The sequence below is a fragment of the Anaerovibrio lipolyticus genome (assembly GCF_021531495.1).
GTDB lineage: Bacteria > Bacillota > Negativicutes > Selenomonadales > Selenomonadaceae > Anaerovibrio.
On sequence record NZ_JADYTY010000077.1, the window covers coordinates 1 to 647 of the forward strand.

Below are 647 nucleotides of genomic sequence, written 5' to 3' on the forward strand. Positions count from 1 at the left end.
AGTAGAATTATCTTTTACTGGTCTATGTCTTTGGGCCTGCACAGCTCATAGCTAATGACTCCAGTGTTGATATGGAGCAGGCTGGGGAAAATACTTGTTATGTCTTCCTGAAGATATTTATACTTGTATTCGTAAGGCAGAGTAATATCCAGATAGTACTGACAAGTATCTTTGCATTCTGTGCAAGAATTAATTAATTCCTCATCTGCTACATAGGATAAAAACTTATCTTTGGGAAAATAGTCATCGTAATGAATACTTACCCTAAAGATAAATGAATTAATGGGATAACGCCTTTTTCTTGAAAAATTATCCATTGATTTTTCACCTTGTCCCTATATTTATTTTCGCGAGATATAAGAAGTGTTTGAACGTGCAATCTAGCATAGAGTTATGGAATCACCTTACTTTATGTTGGTATTTTGAGAGGGTGGCTATTGCTTTTTCAGGTTTTCTTAGAATTGGATACTGAATGTTGCTTTAGTTAAACATATTATATATTAGTTTTATCAAGTTTACAAGCGCCATGCTCAGGCACTGTGGCCTTGGTATATATGTGAATAAATATGCTGCGATAAAAGTCTGTACATAGTGTAAATATGTATTTCTTATGCGCACAAATGATAAGAATTCTAATGCAGCTATGA

General features: G+C 33.8%; 1 protein-coding gene. It reads right to left on the minus strand.

Annotated elements, in window-relative coordinates:
* Positions 1-14: 14 nt before the first annotated feature.
* Complete coding sequence (locus I6E26_RS11050) at positions 15-317, minus strand: hypothetical protein (RefSeq protein WP_235321916.1); 303 nt, start codon at positions 315-317, stop codon at positions 15-17.
* Positions 318-647 lie beyond the last annotated feature (330 nt).